Raw genomic sequence first — 17,250 nt, forward strand, 5'->3', positions numbered from 1 at the left:
CCTCCTAAACTGATTAGGTTAGATTCGTAATGGGAGTTAGTTTATTTGAAAGTAAAGGAGGGATTATCTCGAATCGGATACCGAATATTTGGAAGCGCTTAAAGAAGTGTTTAATCAGAAATAATGATATTCCATGGTTTTCTTCTTATCTTTACTTTGCTAAAGGCCAAGAAAACCATGGAAACGCTGAAAAACCTATCGGATACCGAGCTCATCCACTTGTTGAATCGGGATCACCGGGGCGCGTTTACCGAGATATATACCCGGTATTGGGACAAACTGCTGGCCGTATGCATCAATCGGCTTGGCGACGAGCAGGAAGCAGAAGAATGCGTGCAGGATGTTTTCACCAGCCTCTGGCTGCGGCGTGCCGATGTCGTCGTGAAGCACACGCTCAACACGTACCTGGGCGCAGCCATCAAGTATCAGGTGATCAAACGACTCGATCTGCGTTATTTAAAGCGCACACAGCTGGCAGGGGAGGTTACCGACGAATCCACAGTCGATTCGCCCGAGTTGGCGCTCTTTGAGAAGGAACTGATGGCGCGGATCGAGACCACTGTGCAGGCGCTGCCCGAAAAGTGCCGTATGGTGTACCGGTTGAGCAGGGACGAAGGCAAAAGCAATAAAGAAATCGCCGCCGAACTTGGAATATCCGAAAAGACTGTGGAGGGACACATCACCCGTGCGCTATCCGATATCCGCAATAACCTAAGCGCGGTTGCACCCGCCATCATAGTGAGCCATTGGATACATTCTTTTAAACTTGTCGTTTGGTTATCAGTCTGTTGAAAGAGATTTAGAAAAAATACTGTTTCCGGGCAAGGGGTACGCGCTGTTTTCCGCACTAAAGAGAAAACAAAAGCGGATGAACGACCGGTTTTCTAAGGAGTATATTGAAGCATTAGCCCATAAGTACCGGCTTGGCACCCTCACGCCGGCAGAGGAAGCCGATTTCGAGTCATGGTACAACAACCATAGCGACGACACCTTTATCCATTCGGATGCTGAAAACCCCGACCGCGCCATGCGGCGCATGCACCGTCATATCCGCCGTAATACAGCGTCAACCACCATCCGTAGGCTCCGTCGGTGGATGCCATATGCAGCCGCTGTCTTACTTGTGGTTACAGCCGCTTCCTGGCTATTCTTCAGTGACCAATTCAGCCAGCAGATGCCCGCCGAAAAGCTGGTGAATGCTGAGGATGTCGCACCGGGAGCCAATCGCGCTACACTCACATTGGCCGATGGCCGGACAATCAATTTAAGTTCCGGGCACGCCGGTATCGTCATAGCGGACGGAATTACCTACCTGGACGGAAGCGCTGTACTTAGTGAATCACTGAGTAAGGGGGTCGGTGAGGAACTCACAAGCTCACAAACTCACAAGCTGACGCTCACCACTCCGAAGGGCGGCACTTACTCCATTACCCTCCCTGACGGCTCACAAGTCTGGCTCAACGCGAACAGTACCCTGAAATACCCATCCCAATTCACGGGAGATGTAAGAGAAGTAATTTTAGAGGGTGAAGCCTTTTTTGCCGTTAGCCATCAGTCATCGACAACCGGAAAAGGGCCGACCGCTGACCGCGGGGGGCTGCCTGCCAGACGTCTGCCTTTTAAAGTCCAAACCGCTGGCCAAACGGTTGAGGTCCTAGGTACCCAATTCAACGTATCGGCCTACACTGATGATCCCGAAACCAAAACCACGCTCATAGAAGGCAAGGTAAAGATCTCAAATCTCAAATCTCACGCCTCCAATCTATTATCACCCGGCCAGCAGGCCACCACCCGTGGAGCGGCCACCCAAATCCGCAAGGTCGATACCGAGCCCCACACCGCTTGGAAAGAAGGCCTGTTTTACTTTGACAATATTCCGTCGCGGAAGGCAATTGAACAGGTGGCCAGGTGGTATGACCTTGATGTGATTTACGATGGAAACACACCCGAAACCATCGTTTTTGGGATGATTGACCGGGACAAGCCGCTCAGTGCCGTGTTGAATGCGTTAGCTAAGAATGGACTTAAATTCGAGGTCACCTCATCCGGCGAAAGGAAGGAGTTGCAAGTCTCGGGAAACAGGTAATGAGTGAAGCGATGCAGAAGCCGACAGACTAAATATGGAATCGATTATTAATGCTAAAGAGGAGATAACCATGGAAACATAACCTTATTGTAACCGCGAATGTCCACAAAAAAACGGATGATGTTTGCTCCATCACCCGTTAGCTTGTCCGGACTGATAAACGGCCTGTGCGTCGAAAGCTCGGTCGAAAACCCATTTATAAACTATCCAAACAGGACAAATATATGATTTTTACACGATGTGTAACAGGCCTTTATTGGTCTATTAACTACCGATTTTTACTAATTATGAAATTGGCGATATTCTTAACCATTGCTTTTGCATTTCACGCCATCGCAGAGAGTAAAGCACAGAAGATTACGCTTCATAAAAAGAACGCACCGCTCCGTGAGGTCATGCGGGAAATTCAGCGGCAACAGGGTTATTCGTTTTTGTTCCATGGCAACCACATTGCCGACATTCGCGTAGACGTCAAGTTAGCGCAGGTGGAGTTTGCGGACGCCATGAGGACTATCCTGGAACAAAAAGGATTAGACTGGGTGCTAGAAGAAGGTATTGTGACGATTACTGCTAAACCATCCCGGCCTGTTACGCAAACGGAGCCGTTACAGCAGCGCGTGGTATCGGGTAAAGTTACAGATGAACAGGGGAACCCGATTGACGGGGTAACGGTTACCGTAAAAGGTACTTCCGTTGCTGTCAAAACGAGTACGACGGGAGACTATCGTATCGTTGTGGATGAGCAAGGAAACATGCTGGTTTTTTCGATCGTAGGATTTGAAACCATGGAACAGTCAATTGGAGAGCTTTCTACTGTTAATATTTCCATGAAGGTATCCATAAGCGATTTGGATGAAGTCGTCGTGGTGGGATACGGAACAAGAACCCGAAAGTCGATTACCGGATCCGTTGCTACGGTCAAGCCGGAAGAACTGACCACAACGCCCGTTGCGAATTTAGCGCAGGGTTTACAGGGAAGGGTAGCGGGGCTTGATATGAGACAAAATTCGGGAACCCCTGGCGGAAATATCAGTATTCGGATTCGCGGAACCAATTCAATCAATGGTACTTCAGAACCCTTATATGTGATAGACGGTATACAAATTTCTGCATCATCGGCGATTAATGCAGCCAACCCGTTGTCGCAGATCAATCCATCGGATGTTGCATCGGTAGAAGTATTAAAGGACGCTTCTGCGACGGCGATTTATGGCGCACGGGCTGCAAATGGTGTCGTGTTGATCACTACTAAACGAGGGACGGGCGGTGTGACAAATGTTACCTATGATGGCTATATCGGCCAGCAGTCTCCCACAAACAAACTTGACATCCTTAACGCAACGCAGTTCGCCGAGTTGGAAAATGACACCTACAGTCCCAATGTGATTTACGAAGATCCAGCAATCTTAGGCGAGGGAACGAATTACCTGGATTTGGTGTTGCGCCAGGGAAGTATCCAGAACCATCAGGTTTCTGTAGTAGGCGGCAGTGAAAACACACAGGCGGCTTTGGGACTAAACTACTTCAATCAAGAAGGAGTGATTAAAAATAGTGATTATCAACGATATGCACTCCGATTGAATGTTGATCAGAAAATCAATAAATCGGTAAAAGTCGGTACCAGTCTTTACTACACCATTACTGGCGAAAATAAAGTCAGGGCGGGTGGTACCGGTGTCAACGTAACCAGTGCACGCGAAGGGATATTAGGTCGTGCCGTAGCGGCCCCGCCTACCTTATCACCTTTCCGGGCTGATGGGAGCCCTTTTCCTTTTGCCGATCAAATGAACGGACGTTATCGGGAAACCGTCAATCCAATGGCGGAGCTTGCAAGAAAGGATTTTACCACGGTCAATCGTTTCCTCGTAAATGGATATTTGGAAGTAGCTATTGTCGAAGGATTAACGTATAGGGCAAGTTTCAATGCAGATTTAGGTTCCAATCTGTTTGAATCCTATTCGCCGAGGTCTATTGTGGATTCTGTTTCGCTGAACAATCCCAATGCGATCAACGGGAGTGCGGGTAACACCAGCTCTTACAATAGGTCTTTGCTGCACGAGAGTATCCTTTCATTCCGTAAAGACTTCGCTAATAACCACACCATCAGTGCGACAGCCGTGTACGGTACGCAGACCGATCAGTTTCAGAGCAACGCGCATTCGGCGTCAGGATTCGGAAATGACTATACCGAAAATTGGAGTACGGGCTCCGCACGGAACTTCACTGTATCCAGCGGACGGAATAAAACACTACTGGATTCCTATCTCGGTCGGGTAGGCTACGAGTTTAAGGATCGGTATTACCTTGATCTTACCGGCAGGGTCGACGGTTCGAGCAAATTTGGCGCAAACAACAAGTATGGATTTTTCCCGGCGGCGTCCGTCGCATGGCGGATCACCGAGGAGTCGTTCATGTCTGCTGTACATCAGGTGGATGACATAAAATTGCGGGCAAGTTATGGCGTTACGGGCAATGCGGGGGCCATCGGGCCCTATGGCTCGCTCGCAACGGTTATGAGCGGTTCCTACAACTATAATTTCAATAACGTCATGTTGTTCGGCACGTACCCCAGCGGTATTGCCAATGCTGACCTAAAGTGGGAGCGGGCCACGCAGCTGGATGTCGGTCTTGATATTTCGTTGTTCGGAAACCGGCTTAACGGTGTCCTTGATTATTATTATAAGCGTACCGACGACCTGCTGTTTACCAAGATGTTACCTATGTCTTCGGGCTATGCCGCAATCAACGGAAATTACGGTTCCATCGAAAACAAAGGACTGGAAGTCGCTATCAATGCAAAACTATTAACTGGCGCTTTTTCGTGGGATATCGCCGGCAACATTACCTTCAATCAGAACAAAGTTTTGGCACTTGATGGCGTGCAGGATGAAATTGCGCAATCAAGTTATTCGGTATTGAAAGTTGGCTACCCATTGGGCACATACAAGGTTTACCTGATAGACGGTATATACCAAACGGATGAGGCTTTTCTACCTGGTTCTGACGCACGCACGGGTGGAATCAAGCTCAAGGATGTAAGCGGTGACGGCGAAATCAGTAACGAGGATATGGTGCTTTATGGTAACGCGCAGCCCAAGTATTACTTCGGACTGACAACGAACTTGCGTTACAAGAATTTTGATCTGAGTGGATTTCTGCAAGGCATTCAGGGGAGTAGCCTGTTCAATGCATTCCGTTTCACCTTTGAAACACCATCAGGTCAAGTAAACCTGCTGGCAGGTATGGCAGACCGATGGACACCTACCAATCCCAGTAATGAATACGTACGTGCCGCTCAAGGCACGAACTTGCCCGTCGGCGACCGTTGGGTGGAAGATAATTCCTACATCAGGCTCAAGAATCTGACACTTGGTTATACGTTGCCTAAACATCACTTGTTGAAGGGGTTTCGGATTTATGCCAGCGCAAATAATGTACTGACAATCACTCGGTACCAAGGATGGGATCCGGAATCCAATAATTTCGGAAGCTCGAATTCGTTGTTTTATGACAATGGAACCTACCCGGCGGCCAAGTCTTACGTCTTCGGAATTCAAGCAAATTTTTAATTGAACAATTTCGCAAACAAGAGAGAAATGAAAAAAAGAACTTTTGGTCTGGGTACCATTATACTAGTCCTAATGATTGCTATTCAGTCATGCAGGAAACTGGATGAGACAGTTTACTCTTCTATAATGACGACTAACTTCTATCAGAGTGCCCAGGATGCCGAAGCCGCTTTGATAGCGGCGTACGGCCCGTTGGCAGACCTTTTTGTGTTGTCGACCACGGTGATTTCTGGTGACTTTCAGGACGATCAGACCTGGGCAAAGCCGGTAGTGGGAAGAAATGTGTACCCGCTTTTTACCTATGATACGGATTATTCGGCCCAGAAAAGCTTTGGCCGCCAATTGGAGGGACCTTACGGTGTATGGCAATATTGCTACAAAGGGATCGAAAATGTAAATTGGGTTATCGAAAAAGTTCCCCAGATCACGATGGACGAAGGCAGAAAGAATGCCATTATCGGAGAGGCTTTATTTCTCCGGGCATTCTTTCATTTTACCCTAACCAAGAATTTCGGGGACGTCATTGTCAGAACAACAACGAGTAAGACCGAAGCGGAGACGTTGTTGCCAAAGAGCGATAAAAAAGCAGTTTACGATCAAATTTTTAAGGATTTGGGCGAAGCGGAGTTGAAATTGCCACCTTATAGCGTAGCAACGGTAAAAGGACGCCCATCAAAAGAGGTGGCTACTGCGCTGTATGCAAAAGCTGCACTTTATGCTGAAGAATGGAATGTGGCCAAGGAAAAAGCGATGCAGGTAATTGCCTCCGGGAAATACACCTTAATGGATAATGTATTGGACGTATATGATGTGGAAAAGGAAGACGATGCACGGGCGGAAGTGATCTTCGCTTTTGAGGGACATAATGCCAACCCGACAAAGACAGCTAATATGATGGGACTTTGCGGACCTGCAAATTCTGCAGGAAGGGATTACGGAAATTCAACGTTCGGATCCATATTCGCTTACCAGACGTTTTTCGATTCATTTGATCCCAGAGACGAAAGGCGACAGTTGCTTGATACCTTTTTCATCGACCGGGCAGGTAATCACGTTTCACAAAAAGATATTATCCCCTTTACTCCGAACACCGTGTTGATCAAGAAGTACATGGATAAAAACTCGAATGGCGATCGCAACCGTTGCAACGTACCTATCCTGCGATTGCCTGACATGCATCTCATTGCCGCGGAAGCAGAAGGAAGACTGAATGGCCCGACGTCTCTTGCCTTTGAGCAGATCAACGCCGTGCGTTCGCGGGCAGGTATTCCGACGCTTGGATTGCCGATGGATAAGGACGCATTTGTCGCAGCGGTGCTGCAGGAAAGAGGGTGGGAATTCTTTGCCGAGGGCGATCGTTGGTATGACCTCACCCGGACCAACACGTTTATGGAGGCCATCCCGAAGGCCGTCGACGTCGTATACCCCGAACGGAATCCCCAGCCTAAACATCGGTACTTCCCGATACCACTGGACGAAATACGGGCAAACCCCAATTTGGAACAGAATCCCGACTGGAATTAACCGTTAAGCGATGAAAATAATAATCTGTATGCTGGTAAACGTCCTGTTTTGGGCGTTTACCATAGGCATTGCGCATGGAATGATGCCTGTTGCCACCGATTCGGTATTGTTCGGCCGTACCAATGATCGGGTTGAGCTTGCACACGAGGAGATTTGGCACCGGTTTATCGACGAGTACAACGTGTTGATTGATTTCGCTGATTACGATGGATCCTTTATCAGGCCCGAAGCAGACGAATACCGTATGCTTAAACCGAACGCATTAGCCTGGTGGACGCCCACGGAGAACGGTTCGATGTTTAACGGGCTCTATTTGGATGCCATCTGCAGGAGGTGGGCGCTTACGCATCAGGAAGCAGACAAAGAAAAAGCGAGACGTTTGGTAAAAGGGTTGCTGTTTTTGGCTAGCGTGGGCGACAAATCCGGGTTCATCGCTAGGAGTGTGGCCACCGATGGCAAAACACCACCGGCGATGGGGTCCAACGATCAATCATCCCCGTGGTTTTACGGTTTATGGCGTTATGTGTATGCAGGACTCGCCGATGACGCCGAGCGGGATCTGATCGTTGCGAAAATGACCGAGGTAGCTGAAGCACTCGTACAGACGGGGTGGCGTATTCCGACCATGTCATATTCCCCTTCGCGGTACCGCAATACATTCGCGGCATTTGATTGGGAAGGCGCACCGCGGATTCTTTTTGTTACCAAGGCCATGCATTACCTCACAGGCGATGACAAGTGGCATCAGCGCTATATCCGGGCCACACAGGAAAGTGCTGGGGAATACCAGCCAAACCGTCTCGAAATATGCAGGCAAGGGATGCACTTCGAGCACAATAAGACCAACCGATGGACGGGCGTATCGGGAGTTGTCGATTTATTGGCGCTATGGGAAATGGAAAGTGATCCCAAGTATAAACGAGCTTATGAGGAAGGGCTCAATTCCAGTGCTGAGAGTGCTGCAGAAGGCATTTCTCTTTGGCGGCGGTTTGACAGCGGGGATACGCAATTTTTCATGCATGACTGGCGCGTACTCAACCAGTGGTGGCGCCCGCAACACAGCGAGCAGGATGCGCTGGACGTAGCCGCTACCCAGCATAGCGAGTTAGTGAAGATTTCTCCGAGACGGGTGCAGGAATTGCATTACATGAGGGAACCCATTTGGATGTCGTGGATTGTAACAATGGCACCTGATCAACGTATTATCGACCAGTATCATGCGGAAATCGTCGCGATGATCGATACGTTTTCCTATGACACCTTTTATTATTCCCAGTTTTTTCCGGTTGAAAGCGTGTGGTACCGCTTGGTACAAGGGAGGAGAGAATGATGGCTCCGATAAGGGTATGGTTGCCGCAACATATCAATCAAGGCAACTGACATGAAGAGACTTGTATGGTGCCTATTGCTGTGTGGCTGTACGGTTGCCGAAACGCAATATCACGACTGGCCTTCCTATTTGGGAGGAGCTGACCGGAATCATTATTCCAAGCTTTCGCAGCTGGATACGTCCAACGTAGCGTTACTGCAGACAGCCTGGGAATACCACACCGGCGATTCCGGACAGGTGCAGTGCAACCCGATTATCATTGAAGGGAAACTATACGGTGTCACAGCCTCCAACCATTTGTTTGCATTGGATGCTGTTACAGGTCGTGAATTGTGGCGTTTCGATCCAGACAGTACCCGTTCTTCACAAGTCAACCGTGGGGTTGCGTATTGGCAACGGAAGGACGACCGGCGGATTCTGTATGCGTACCAGTCTTGGTTGTATGCGGTAGACGCAACTACCGGCAAACCCATCCGCGCATTTGGCAGCAATGGCCGGGTGAGTCTACGGGAAGGCCTGGGCGAGGCTGCTGGTGATAAATTTGTGGTGTCTACCACGCCGGGTACCATTTTCGAGGATTTGATCGTGATGCCCACCCGGGTTGGCGAAGGTCCCGGGGCCGCACCCGGCTATATCCAGGCCTTCAATGTGGTCTCCGGCAAATTAGCATGGGTTTTCCACACGATCCCCCATCCCGGTGAACCCGGTTTCGAGACCTGGCCTGCCGATGCGTACAAAAATCCTGCGATCGGTGGTGCGAACAACTGGGCAGGTATGGCTGTTGACCATGGTCGCGGCATCGTTTATGTACCCACCGGTTCGCCTGCATTTGACTTTTATGGAGGCAATCGCAAGGGCGAGAACCTATTTGCCAATTCGCTCTTGGCATTGGATGCGAAGACCGGAACATACCTGTGGCATTATCAAGCTGTCAGGCATGATGTATGGGATCGAGACTTTCCGGCACCGCCCAATTTGGTGCGCATTCGCCGGGACGGACGAGTTATCGATGCTGTGGCCCAGGTTACCAAATCGGGTCATGTATTTATTTTTGACCGGGAAACGGGCGAATCCCTGTTTCCGATCGATGAAATCAGCGTGCCGTCCACTATCCTCCCCGGGGAAGATACATGGCCTACACAGCCGGTTCCACGGCTGCCGAAACCCTTCGCACGCCAGACCATTTCTGAAGAAGATATCACACATTTCTCAGCTAACCGTGACTCCCTACTGGCCATCTATCGCCGTGCAAACAAGGGTGCATTTCACCCACTGGATTTCAATGAAACCCTGCTGTTCCCCGGAGCAGATGGCGGAGCGGAATGGGGCGGCGCAGCTGTCGATCCGAGTGGTGTGATGTACATCAATTCCAATGAAATGCCCTGGCTTTTCAGCCTAAACCGAAAAGAAGGATTGCAACACAATGGCAGTGTGACTCTGGGGAAGCAGTTGTATATCACATACTGCATGGCATGTCACAAACCCGACCTGTCGGGAAATCCCGGTAGTGGCTACCCCAGTTTGATACGACTGAAGGATAAGATGCATCGCAAAGACGTCATGGCTATCATCGCCACGGGCAAGGGCATGATGCCCGGATTCACCAACATTACCGCATCACAAAAGCAAGCATTGGTCAGTTACCTCTTTGGAGAAGAAAAGGAGGAGGTCTTTTCCACTGCGCCTACAGAGTTCCGAAGAGACGAGATGCCGTACGTATTTAATGGGTACAATAAGTTCCTGGATGAAAACGGGTATCCGGCAATTGTTCCTCCTTGGGGCACCCTTACTGCGATCGACTTAGCCACCGGACTGCATCGCTGGCAAATCCCGCTTGGAGAATTCCAAGAATTGACCGGGAAAGGCTTGCCGCCGACTGGTACTGAGAACTATGGCGGTCCGTTAGTTACAGCGGGCGGGCTGCTCTTTATAGCCGCCACCAAGGACGGCATGTTTCGGGCATTCCATAAAGAAACGGGCAAGCTGCTTTGGCAGGTTGAACTGCCCGCATCCGGTTTTGCTACGCCGGCCACTTATTCCGTAGCCGGTAAGCAATACATTGTTATTGCGTGCGGTGGAACCAAGTTGGGAACCAGAAAGGGAGACAGCTATTTGGCTTTTGCGTTACCGGGAGTGTCGTGATTGTATTGTTCGTTGTTGACATCGAGCAAGGCCTTACTAACAAAGAAGTGGCCATCCGGTTCGATATTTCCCTCGAAACGGTCAAATATCACATCAAAAACATCTACGAGAAACTGCAGGTCAATAGCCGCCATGCACTGATCAGCCGTAAGTACAAATAAACGGTTTGGGAATATAGCCCCCCAAAAGAGGGATGGCGGAGTTGCCCTATTTTCCGTCAATTTGTAGCGCTATGGAAAGATTTCTACCCCGTCTACGCATGCCATCGATTCGATTATGGGCCACCCTGATGTTCGTGTTGGTCAGTTTGGTTACGTTTGCGCAGGATGCTTTTATCACTACTTGGAAAACAGATAACCCTGGTGAAAGCATTACAATTCCGGTGAGCCCTGATGTAACAGGGTATAGTTATACCGTAGACTGGGGGGATGGGAACACCTCTCCTGGCCAGACTGGCGATGCTATCCATAGCTATACTACCGCTGGTACCTTTACCGTTACCATTACCGGAAATTTTCCGGCGATAAAACTTGGGGCCCACGGTATCGATGTAACCCATAAACTCATGAGCATCGAACAATGGGGTGACATGGCCTGGACTTCCATGGAAGGAGCCTTTTCGGGTGCGAGGTATATGGTGTCGAATGCAACCGATGTACCGGATTTGAGCGGGGTGTCCTCGCTGTCACGGATGTTTGACGGTGCCGAAGCGTTTAATGGCGACCTCAGTGGGTGGGACGTGTCTGCTGTAACTGATATGGCGAGCATGTTTTATAACGCATTCGCGTTCAATGGCAATATTACGGGGTGGGATGTATCCAACGTGACCAACATGCGTGGCATGTTCTGGCAGGCATCTGTGTTTAATCAAGACATCGGCGGCTGGAACGTAGGCAAGGTGGAGGATATGTCTTATATGTTTTATCAAGCACCGGTCTTTAACCAGGACTTGAGCGGTTGGGATGTATCCAGTGTAACCACGATGAACAGCATGTTCTTCATTGCCCTTGATTTTGACCAATCCTTGGGAAGTTGGGACATTTCCAATGTGACGGATATGGACGACATGCTGCTCTCAACGGGTCTTTCTTCCGCCAACTACGGTGCTACGCTTATTGGATGGGCGGGGCTGTCTACGGTTCCTTCGAATGTTACGCTCGATGCGACAGGTCAGGAATATTGCCCGGCCACGGCCGCTGCCAATGCGCGGCAACAACTGATTGATAAAGGATGGACGATTATAGGCGATACGGAAGCAACCGATTGTGGTGGTGGTGTCGGTCCAGCCGACCCAAACCACTTCGTCACCGTTTGGAAGACCGACATTGATGGTGGCACCGGGCCCGACCAAATCAAGATACCGGCCGTAGGCGAGTTTACCTATACTTGGGTGGATACCAACAATCCGGCAGCTACGGGGGCAGGGAGTGGAACTGATGAGACAATCGTTACGTTTCCACAATCAGGAAGCTATGAGGTACGTATCGTGCCAACGGGAAGCACCCCTTTTCATGCAATTCAACTCTATTATAATTTTGCTGGAAATGATGCGTCTAAGCTGCTGGAGGTGAAAAGCTGGGGTACCATCCATTGGAGTAGATTTGTGTTCTACGGTTGTGACAACCTGAAGATCACCGCGACGGACATCCCTGACCTGGCTGGTGTGACCGACTTGAGTTTTACCTTTAGCAAAAGCGGAATCGAATCCATACCCAACATCAATGAGTGGGATGTCAGCACGGTCACCAATTTAAGTAACTTGTTTGAGGATGTGACTGGCTTCAATCAATCTTTGGACAACTGGGACGTGAGCAATGTAACCAGCCTGAATTTTTTGTTTGACGGCGCAAGCAGCTTCAACCAACCGTTGGACACTTGGGATGTGAGTAGCGTAACAAATTTCGACTATCTGTTCCGCGACGCTTCCAGTTTTGACCAGTCCTTGGACGCTTGGAATTTAGAAAGTTTCGTTGGATCCGTTGGCGTTTTCTTCCAGAGCGGCATGAGCTGCGAAAACTATAGTTATACGCTTTACGGATGGGCTACGAATCCGAATACCAAGGCGGACGCTATTTTTCACCCCTGGTCACCTATGGAGTACAGTCCGGATGTTGTTCCCTATCGGGACTTCCTCATTAATGATTTAGGGTGGGACATCACGGGCGATGCGCTCGGGACATGCAGCATCACGCTGCCCGGTACCCCTATCGCCCCCGATGCCGATAATATCCTCTACGTGGATATCAACGTAAATACCATGGCAACTGGTTACACCGGTGCTGGCGACAGCTGGGAAAACGCGATCCCCCAACTGGCCGATGCGCTTAAATGGGCAAGAGAGCAGCACGATGGCGGGAGCCCGGGATGGACAGAAACCGAACCGCTACGTATCTTTGTGGCCAAGGGTACCTACTTGCCGTTATACCACGCAGCCGACGCGCAATACACCACGGACGGCGGTCGCGATAATAGTTTTGTACTGGTACCCAACGTGCAACTATATGGTGGGTTTGACCCGATCGCCGGCATTGAGTCTTTGGAAGATGCACGTAGCCTGCCGGATATGAATAGTCCAGAACAGGGCACTATCCTAAGCGGCGATTTCAACGGCAACGACAATACAACCAATTATGATAACCATACCGAGAATGCCCATCACGTGACCATTGTATCGGGAAATGTAGGCAGTGCCCTCATGGATGGGTTTACGGTTACCGGTGGCTACGCGACCGGTAACACGTCGGGCTCGTCCGTAATGGGGCGGACAGTTTATCGGTTTTTTGGTGGTGGGACCTATCTTGTAAGTTCATCGCCACAATTGACGCACATAGTATGGTCTAATAATTTGGGCGAGTGGGGAGGTGGGTTGTACAACACGACTTCCCTCTCAACAGAAATCGGCTCGCCGGAGTTATCCAATGTGACGTTCTATCGGAACATGGCGCCCGGCGGTGGTGGCGGTATCCGTAATTTTGTAGGTTCTGTTGATATCAAGCAAGCCATATTCGCACACAATGGCGCCGGACTTGTCGAAGACGGAACGTCTTCCGGTCCGGGTGGTGGGATATACAGCAGTGGAAATGGCACATCGTTGTCGGTAACCAATGCTACATTTTACCGAAACTGGATCGTCGGGGTTTTTATCCCCCATTTCGATGGAGGTGCAATACAGGTGGAGCAGACTTCGACCCTGCTGAACAATGTGGTGATATGGGGGAATGAAGTGGAAGGTGACCCGACTGATCCGTCCGCATCCATATCCATATCATTGGGAGGCGATGTAACCGTCGCCAATAGTTTGGTCGCTCATTTGGGTGGAAGCGCGAACTGGAATAATGCAATAGGCATCCTGGACGGAGGCAATAACATCGACGTCGATCCGGTATTTGTGAGCACCACGCCCGGCGACGCCGGTTATTTGCAATTAAGCGCATGCAGCCCTGCCATCAGCACGGGCAGCAACCCCGCATACATCGATGCCGGCGGAGATCTGGCAGATGATCTTGACATGGGCGGCAACCCGCGGGTGTATGACTTTGCCGGCGACGGTGTGATAGACATGGGAGCCTATGAATATCAAGGAGAGCGATTGTTTGTTCAGTCGTTGGTCGTACCGGATGCCGTGCCGGTTGCCTATGGTACCGCGCTGGAAGATGTAGGGGGCTTACCTACCTCGGTTACGGCTACCCTGAGCGACGATACGGATGTTTCCATACCATTGGATGGTAATTTGGCAAACTGGACATTAGCCGGTCCTGCCGGCGGCGCGTATGATGGTGATATGGCGGGTACCTATGTGTTTGCCGTACCGCTATCGATACCGGAAACCGAATGCTATCTCAATCCGGAAAACCTACAGGCGAAAGTCATTATCGTGGTGGCGAAGGGTATGCCGGTATTGACTGCTTCATGGAACGGTGCTTCGATTGACGTAGATGAAGGGCTTTCCCTGACCTATGGCGACATCGGCGAGCTGTTGGTCAGCTTTACCGATGCCAATGGTGAACTAACCTATGCATTCGGTCATGACGACGCGCCGCCACTCGATCTGACAAACCTGAGCGCCGTCGCGGCACAACAGGCGGGAACGGCGACATTAACCATTGCGCAGGAAGAAACGGATAATTTCGAGGCGACTGCCATTGAAATTGCCGTTACTGTTGCGGAGCAGCCGATTACTATCGTGGCTATCACCAATCAGGGTAAAGTGTATGGCGCGGACGAGCCTGCCGCATATGGCTATGCGCTGGCCGAAGGCGATGTGCTGGCTTTTGATGACGGGTTGACCGATATCGTTTCGGCGGCATCGCGCGAGGAAGGCGAGGATGTGGGTGCTTATGATATCGAACTGACGTTTGGAGGCGACCAAGCAGACAATTACGCCATTACCTTCGAAGTGGATAATAATGCCTTCGTGGTAATACCGTTGGAGATCACGGTAATAGCGACAGATGAAGCCAAGGTATTCGGTGAGGATGACCCCGTATTAACCTATACGTTCATGCCGGAATTGATTGGTGACGATGCGTTCACAGGGGAGCTTGGCCGTGAGGAAGGTGAGAACGTGGGGGCTTACACGATTACGCGAGGTGACCTGTCGTTGAGTACTAACTACGACATCACTTTTGAAGCTGGGGCGCTGACGATCACACCAGCTGAATACGACGGTGTTGAATTCAACAACGGCTCCTTCGTCTACGATGGCACGGAACACCTACTTGAACTGACAGGTGAACTACCGGAAGGGGCAACGGCGGCCTATGAAATCGACGGCGAACCGGGCAATGGTGCCAGCGAGGCAGGCACCTATGTGGTGAAAGCGATTGTGGATGGCGGTGAGAATTACACAGATATGGAGTTGACGGCTACACTAAGCATCGCTCCACTGGAGATCATGGTTACAGCAGCCGATAAAACGAAGGTGTTTGGTACGGACGACCCCGTTTTGACCTATACGTTCTCGCCGGAATTGGCTGGCGACGACGCCTTCGCAGGAGCACTGACCCGTGAATCGGGTGAAGAAGTAGGTAGCTACGCGATTACGGCGGGGAACCTGACAGCAGGCGATAATTACAGCATAGCTTTTGAAGCAGGCACACTAACCATCACGAGGGATGGATATGAAGACATAAGATTAAACGATTTGTCATCTACCTATGACGGCACCGAACATACGCTTACCCTTACGGGCGATCTGCCCGGGGGAGCGTCGGTGGCCTACGAGATTGATGGCGAGCCAGGTAATGGAGCAATTGATGCGGGTACGTATGAGGTAACTGCGCTGATCGACGGCGGAAATAACTACGAATACCTGACACTGAGCGCTACGCTGACAATATCGCCGCTTGGAATCACGGTTATGGCGACGGATAAGGCCAAGGTGCTTGGTACGGAGGATCCGGTACTGACGTATACAACCTCACCGGAATTAGTCGGTGACGACACCTTTAGGGGATCACTGACTCGCGAAGATGGGGAGGATGTAGGAGACTATGCCATCCTGCAGGGCGCGCTAACCGCGGGCGATAACTACGCGATCAGCTTTTTGAGGGGCACTTTCACGATTAAACCGCGAGTATCGCGGCCAATTACAGGCATTGACTTCGACGATGGTATGTTCCCCTATGATGGCACAGCGCATCGGTTGACCATCAAGGGCAAGCTACCTGAGGGGGTATCATTGGTATATACCAACAATGACCGCACGGACGTGGGTAGCCAACAGGTTATCGCCACGATGAGAGGAGACGGGTACGAAACGTTGGTCTTGACGGCTACATTGGGGGTCATCCGCGCTGAACGAACCCTGGATTTCCCGGTTCTACCGGAAAAAACCTACGGCGATGCGGACTTCGATGCAGCTGCGATGGCCAGCAGCAGGGAAGTGATCAGTTACACGAGCAGCAATCCGGATGTGGCGGAAGTGACGGTGGATGGTGGGATAACTATTACCGGCGCTGGCGAGACAACGATTACGGCATCGGTGCCGGAAAATGCGAACTATAACAGCCGGCCACAGGAAAGCCGAATACTGACTGTAAATAAGGCGCAGCAGGTCATCACACTCACGGCTCCGACTGAAGTCGACCGCGATGCAGGTACGGTGGAGGTGATCGCCACCAGCAGCAGTGGGCTGCCTGTCGAGCTCTCCGTGGACGACATCGAGGTTGCCTCACTAAGCGGCGCCGCGTTGAATATCCGGCGCTTGGGCACGGTGCGTATCACCGCCACACAGGACGGCGACGCAAACCATGAGGCTGCTGAGCCAGTGCAGGTCACTATTCGTGTGGTGGATCCTTCATCCGACCTGCCCATCCGGGTACATCCTGTCATATCGCCGAATGGCGACGGCATCAATGAATTCCTGATGATTGAGGCGATACAGGACTATCCGGAAAACCGGGTAACGATTTTTAATCGCAACGGTACGTTGCTGTGGGAAGCGAGTGGGTATGACAACAACCGAATGGCCTTTCGCGGTATCAGCACAAGTCAGCTGCTGTTGCCAGCGGGTACCTATTTCTATCTTGTAGAGGTGAGGGATGGGAATACGTGGAAGCATGAGAAAGGGTGGTTTGTGTTGCGGTATTAGGCACTAG

8 protein-coding genes are annotated in these 17,250 nt (G+C 50.7%); all 8 read left to right on the top strand.

The window, feature by feature from the left end:
* The first annotated feature begins 177 nt into the window (after positions 1 to 177).
* On the top strand, positions 178 to 792 hold the full coding sequence (locus IEV98_RS10470) for an RNA polymerase sigma-70 factor (protein WP_188505785.1): 615 nt from the start codon (positions 178 to 180) through the stop codon (positions 790 to 792).
* A gap of 76 nt (positions 793 to 868) precedes the next feature.
* Positions 869 to 2,086: a FecR family protein gene (locus tag IEV98_RS10475; protein WP_188505786.1), complete on the top strand. Its 1,218-nt coding sequence runs from the start codon at positions 869 to 871 to the stop codon at positions 2,084 to 2,086.
* Between the two features lie 287 nt (positions 2,087 to 2,373).
* Positions 2,374 to 5,655, top strand: a complete 3,282-nt coding sequence (locus IEV98_RS10480; RefSeq protein WP_229738667.1) for a SusC/RagA family TonB-linked outer membrane protein — start codon at positions 2,374 to 2,376, stop codon at positions 5,653 to 5,655.
* A gap of 126 nt (positions 5,656 to 5,781) precedes the next feature.
* Positions 5,782 to 7,179, top strand: a complete 1,398-nt coding sequence (locus IEV98_RS10485; RefSeq protein ID WP_229738668.1) for a RagB/SusD family nutrient uptake outer membrane protein — start codon at positions 5,782 to 5,784, stop codon at positions 7,177 to 7,179.
* A gap of 10 nt (positions 7,180 to 7,189) precedes the next feature.
* The gene (locus tag IEV98_RS10490; RefSeq protein ID WP_188505789.1) at positions 7,190 to 8,509 is read left to right on the top strand and encodes a hypothetical protein; all 1,320 of its coding nucleotides are present in this window, start codon (positions 7,190 to 7,192) and stop codon (positions 8,507 to 8,509) included.
* Between the two features lie 51 nt (positions 8,510 to 8,560).
* The gene (locus tag IEV98_RS10495) at positions 8,561 to 10,651 is read left to right on the top strand and encodes a pyrroloquinoline quinone-dependent dehydrogenase (RefSeq protein ID WP_188505790.1); all 2,091 of its coding nucleotides are present in this window, start codon (positions 8,561 to 8,563) and stop codon (positions 10,649 to 10,651) included.
* Positions 10,648 to 10,812 carry a helix-turn-helix transcriptional regulator gene (locus IEV98_RS10500; protein ID WP_229738669.1) on the top strand — a complete coding sequence of 55 codons (165 nt, stop codon included), beginning with the start codon at positions 10,648 to 10,650 and terminating at the stop codon, positions 10,810 to 10,812. The genes IEV98_RS10495 and IEV98_RS10500 overlap by 4 nt, the downstream gene beginning before the upstream one ends.
* A gap of 71 nt (positions 10,813 to 10,883) precedes the next feature.
* The gene (locus IEV98_RS10505) at positions 10,884 to 17,243 is read left to right on the top strand and encodes a BspA family leucine-rich repeat surface protein (RefSeq protein WP_188505791.1); all 6,360 of its coding nucleotides are present in this window, start codon (positions 10,884 to 10,886) and stop codon (positions 17,241 to 17,243) included.
* The last annotated feature ends 7 nt before the right edge of the window (positions 17,244 to 17,250 follow it).

This window comes from Parapedobacter pyrenivorans (assembly GCF_014636865.1).
GTDB classification, from domain to species: domain Bacteria; phylum Bacteroidota; class Bacteroidia; order Sphingobacteriales; family Sphingobacteriaceae; genus Parapedobacter; species Parapedobacter pyrenivorans.

What these genes read in the sequence shown, in the direction of transcription:
- IEV98_RS10470 (WP_188505785.1), top strand. Translation starts at nt 178, where the DNA reads ATGGAAACGCTGAAAAACCTATCGGATACCGAGCTCATCCACTTGTTG.
- IEV98_RS10485 (WP_229738668.1), top strand. Translation starts at nt 5,782, where the DNA reads ATGACGACTAACTTCTATCAGAGTGCCCAGGATGCCGAAGCCGCTTTG.
- IEV98_RS10495 (WP_188505790.1), top strand. Translation starts at nt 8,561, where the DNA reads ATGAAGAGACTTGTATGGTGCCTATTGCTGTGTGGCTGTACGGTTGCC.
- IEV98_RS10480 (WP_229738667.1), top strand. Translation starts at nt 2,374, where the DNA reads ATGAAATTGGCGATATTCTTAACCATTGCTTTTGCATTTCACGCCATC.
- IEV98_RS10475 (WP_188505786.1), top strand. Translation starts at nt 869, where the DNA reads ATGAACGACCGGTTTTCTAAGGAGTATATTGAAGCATTAGCCCATAAG.
- IEV98_RS10505 (WP_188505791.1), top strand. Translation starts at nt 10,884, where the DNA reads ATGGAAAGATTTCTACCCCGTCTACGCATGCCATCGATTCGATTATGG.
- IEV98_RS10490 (WP_188505789.1), top strand. Translation starts at nt 7,190, where the DNA reads ATGAAAATAATAATCTGTATGCTGGTAAACGTCCTGTTTTGGGCGTTT.